The 4,251-nt window shown below is 66.1% G+C and carries 4 protein-coding genes; all 4 read right to left on the bottom strand.

Features of this window, described 5'->3' with window-relative positions; all coding sequences use genetic code 11:
* Window positions 1–199: 199 nt before the first annotated feature.
* Window positions 200–973 carry a MetQ/NlpA family ABC transporter substrate-binding protein gene (locus ACOJTD_RS17005; RefSeq protein ID WP_420134064.1) on the bottom strand — a complete coding sequence of 258 codons (774 nt, stop codon included), beginning with the start codon at window positions 971–973 and terminating at the stop codon, window positions 200–202.
* A gap of 30 nt (window positions 974–1,003) precedes the next feature.
* On the bottom strand, window positions 1,004–1,669 hold the full coding sequence (locus ACOJTD_RS17010) for a methionine ABC transporter permease (protein WP_254985380.1): 666 nt from the start codon (window positions 1,667–1,669) through the stop codon (window positions 1,004–1,006).
* A complete protein-coding gene (locus ACOJTD_RS17015; RefSeq protein ID WP_420134065.1) occupies window positions 1,659–2,777 on the bottom strand; it encodes a methionine ABC transporter ATP-binding protein in 1,119 nt (372 codons plus the stop codon). The genes ACOJTD_RS17010 and ACOJTD_RS17015 overlap by 11 nt, the downstream gene beginning before the upstream one ends.
* Before the next feature lie 352 nt (window positions 2,778–3,129).
* On the bottom strand, window positions 3,130–4,077 hold the full coding sequence (gene epsC, locus ACOJTD_RS17020; RefSeq protein ID WP_420134066.1) for a serine O-acetyltransferase EpsC: 948 nt from the start codon (window positions 4,075–4,077) through the stop codon (window positions 3,130–3,132).
* Window positions 4,078–4,251 lie beyond the last annotated feature (174 nt).

Here is a 4,251-nt window from a genome sequence, read left to right on the forward strand (position 1 = left end):
GCCCGCGAAAGCGGGCGACCCAGTATCCCAGAGAGTTGGTGGGAAACGCTTCACGCCAGCTGAGAGCGCACTGCAATACTGGCCCCCCGCTTTCGCGAGGATGACGTCTGTTTGTGGGGCAGCGTCCTGTTTGAATAACTACTTGCGGACGTTCATTGCTTACAGCGACAATCGTGGAAGCCTTGGCCGAATAGCCCCCTCACCATGCCGGAATGTACGTCCCCTTGAACCGCGTCTCGACGAACTGCTTCACCGGCTCCGAATGATACGCGTCGATCAGTTGCTTGACCCAGGGCTTGTCCTTGTCTTCCTCGCGGACCGCGATGATGTTGACCCAGGGGCCTTCGACGTCTTCGCGGGCAATCGCGTCCTTGGACGGATTCAGGCCGGCCTGCACCGCGTAGTTGTTGTTGATCGAGACCAAATCGACGTCCTGCAGCGAGCGCGGCAGCTGGGCGGCGTCGAGCTCGACGAATTTCAGCTTCTTCGGATTATCGATGATGTCGGCGACGCTGGCGGTGGCGCCGACGCCGTCCTTCAGCTTGATGACGCCGTGCAGCGCCAGGATCAGCAGGCCGCGGGCGCCGTTCGACGGATCGTTGGCGATCGCCACGGTGGCGCCCTGCGGCAGCTCGGCGAGCGTCTTATACTTCTTCGAATACACGCCCTGCGGCGACGCGATGGTGTTGGCGACCTTGACGATCTTCCAGTTGGTCTTGGAGATCTGGTTCTTCAGATACGGCTCGTGCTGGAACGAGTTCGCGTCCAGCTCCTTCTGCGCCAGCGCCTGGTTCGGCACCACGTAGTCGGTGAATTCGATCGGCTTGACGTCGAGCCCGCGCTCGGCCGCGACCTTCTTCACCACGTCGAGGATCTCGGCATGCGGACCGGCGGTGACGCCGACGCGGATGGTTTCGGCATGGGCGGCGCCGGCGAAAGCCAGCGCGATCAGCGAGACGGCAAAACGGCGCATCGACAAACTCCTTGTCACTTCTGAACTGGATCAGGATCGGCGTGTGCGGCGGTCGAGCTTGCGCGCCAGCGTGTCGCCGAGCGTCTGCACGCCCTGCACCAGCGCGATCAGCACCAGCACCACCGTCAGCATCACTTCCGGCATGAAGCGCTGATAGCCGTAGCGAATGCCGAGGTCGCCGAGGCCGCCGCCGCCGACCGCACCGACCATCGCCGAATAGCCGAGCAGGCTGACCAGCGTCAGCGTCAGCGCCATGATCACCGCCGGCATCGCCTCGGGTAGCAGCACCTTGCGGACGATCTGCAGGGGGCTGGCGCCGAACGCGCGCGCGGCCTCGATCAGGCCGTGATCGACCTCGCGGATCGCCGCCTCGATGACGCGGGCGATGAACGGGATCGCCGCGATCGTCAGCGGCACGGTCGCCGCCGCGGTGCCGATCGAGGTGCCGACGAGTAATCGCGTCAACGGCACGATCGCCACCACCAGAATGATGAACGGCGTCGAGCGCGTCGCGTTGACGATCACGCCGATGATGCGATTGGCGACCGGCGCGGCGAACAATTCGCCCGAACGGCTGGTGGCGAGAAAGACGCCAAGCGGCAGGCCGATCAGCGTGCCGAACAAGCCTGACAGCCCGACCATCGCCAGCGTGTCGAGCAGCGACGACCAGATCATGCGTATGAGTTCAGGCGACATAGCCGAGCTGCTCCACCAGATTGTTGCCCGCCGACAGCTGCGCGATCACCTGGCGCAGCACCTCTGGCGCAGCGCCGAGCGACACGATGAGCGTGCCGAACGGATGGCCGGCGATCATCTCGACCTGGCCGGAGAGGATGTTGAGATCAACGCCGAGATCGCGCGACACCCGCGACAGCAGCGGCTGATTGGCGTCGCTGCCCTTGAAGGTGATGCGCAGCACCGCCTGCCCGCCCGGCGGCTGGGTCGGCTGCAGCTTCTCCAGCAGCCATTCCGGCGCGCCGCTGCCGGTGACGGAAGAGACGAACCGCCGCGTCACCTCGTGGCGCGGGGTGGCGAACACGTCGAAGGTGGCGCCGTCCTCGACGATGCGGCCGCCTTCGATCACCGCAACGCGATCGGCCAGCGCCTTCACCACCGCCATCTCGTGGGTGATGAACAGGATGGTGAGATGCAGATCGCGGTTGATCTGCTTCAAGAGTTCGAGGATCTGGTCGGTGGTTTCCGGATCGAGCGCCGTGGTCGCCTCGTCCGATAGTAGCACCGAAGGCTCGGTGGCGAGCGCCCGCGCAATGCCGACGCGCTGCTTCTGGCCGCCGGACAGTTCGGCCGGATAGCGATCGCGCTTGTCGGCGAGCCCGACCATGTCGAGCAGCGGCAGCACCCGCTTGGCGATCTCGGCCTTCGCCACTCCGGCGATCTCGAGCGGCAGGGCGACGTTGCCATAGGCTGTGCGCGATGACAGCAGATTGAAATGCTGAAACACCATGCCGATCGAACGCCGCGCGCCGCGCAGCTCGCGCTCGCTGAGCGCGGTGATCTCGACGCCGTTGACGACGACGCGGCCGCTCGTCGGCGTATCGAGGCCGTTGATCAGCCGGATCAGCGTCGACTTGCCCGCGCCGCTGCGACCGATCACGCCGAGGATCGCGCCTTTCGGGACGCTCAGGCTGATATCGTCGAGCGCCACCACTTCGGCGCTGCTCTTGCGCGCCGCATACACCTTGCGGACGCGATCGATCAGGATGCCCGTCTCGGACGTGGCACTGGAAACGGGACGGTCTGGCGCGGGCGGTTGCCAGGGGGCATTCATGACGGAGGTGCTCATCGACCGAGGATGCCGTCACCGCGACGGCGTTGTCCATCGGGTACCTCCCCGGCTGCTGCACCGCAATGCACAGAGAATAAAAACAACGGCGGGCGGGGATTTGTTAGGCTTGGCAAAAGCGGTCATCTACCAAAAAGCGCTTTGGGAGAATTGCTTTCCATCCCAATGACCTCCCAACGTGGGGCACCTCAACCCGCACGGCGTCATCCTGAGGCGCTCGCCCGCAGGGCGAGCCACGAAGGATGGGCCGCGCACGCCACCCTCCCCGTCGCACATCCTTCGAGGCCGCCGCTGCGCGGCGGCGCCTCAGGATGACGGCGTGCAGGTGATGGAGAGCGGCGTATCGCCCGCCTCAGATCCCACCGCCGTTTTCGAACGAGTCGGCGACCGGCTTGGCCTGGGTGATGACGCTGCCGGGCGGCACGCTGCGGGTCAGCCAGACGCCGCCGCCGACCTGCGAGCCCTGCCCGATCGTCACCCGGCCGAGTACGGTGGCACCCGCATAGATCACCACGTCGTCCTCGAGGATCGGATGGCGATCGCCGCCCTTGATGATGCGGCCGTGCTCGTCGGTCTCGAACCGCTTGGCGCCGAGCGTCACCGCTTGATACAGCCGCACGCGGCGACCGATGCGCGCGGTCTCGCCAATCACAACGCCGGTGCCGTGGTCGATGAAGAAGCTTTCGCCGATCGTGGCGCCGGGATGGATGTCGATGCCGGTCTGCGCGTGCGCGATCTCGGCGACGATCCGCGCCAGCATGGTGACGCCGAGCGCGTACAGCCGATGCGCCAGCCGATGCCGGATCATCGCCGCGACGCCGGGATAGCAGAACACGACTTCGTCGAGACTCTTGGCGGCCGGATCGCCGTCGAACGCGGCGCGGATGTCGCTGTCGAGCAGCGCGCGGATGCGAGGCAGGTCGTGGGCGAAGTCGGCCACGATCGTCAGCGCCTGGCCGTCGATCTCGCTGTGCTTGGCGACGCCGTCGAGATCGTTCAGCCGCAATTCGCGCCGCACCTCACGCCGAAGCCGGCGTAGTGCCTGCTCGATGGTGTCGGCGACGAACACGTCGAGGGTGTCTTCCGACAGGCCGGAGGGCCCGAAATGCCTCGGATACAACGCCGCGACCAAGCCGTCGAGAATCCCCGCCACCGCCTCGCGTGACGGCAGTTCCGGCAACGGCCGGCCCTTATAGCGCCGCCGCTGCGACACCGCGCGCAGACCGGCCAGATCGGCGACGATCGCGCCGAGGTCCCATGCGGGTTCAGGGACGACACGGGGCTCGGCGGATTGCGACATGCAGGCGGCTCCGGTGAGTTCGATGAGTTAGTTGTGAAACGTTGAGCGACAAACTCTCCCCGTCATTGCGAGGAGCACCCGGATCGGCGCTTCGCGCCGTCCGAGTACAGGCTCCGCGACGAAGCAATCCAGCACAGTGCACCGGGCTGGATTGCTTCGCTTCGCTCGCAATGA

This window comes from Rhodopseudomonas sp., assembly GCF_048594845.1.
Lineage (GTDB): Bacteria > Pseudomonadota > Alphaproteobacteria > Rhizobiales > Xanthobacteraceae > Rhodopseudomonas.

What these genes read in the sequence shown, in the direction of transcription:
- epsC (WP_420134066.1), bottom strand. Translation starts at nt 4,077, where the DNA reads ATGTCGCAATCCGCCGAGCCCCGTGTCGTCCCTGAACCCGCATGGGAC.
- ACOJTD_RS17015 (WP_420134065.1), bottom strand. Translation starts at nt 2,777, where the DNA reads ATGAGCACCTCCGTCATGAATGCCCCCTGGCAACCGCCCGCGCCAGAC.
- ACOJTD_RS17005 (WP_420134064.1), bottom strand. Translation starts at nt 973, where the DNA reads ATGCGCCGTTTTGCCGTCTCGCTGATCGCGCTGGCTTTCGCCGGCGCC.
- ACOJTD_RS17010 (WP_254985380.1), bottom strand. Translation starts at nt 1,669, where the DNA reads ATGTCGCCTGAACTCATACGCATGATCTGGTCGTCGCTGCTCGACACG.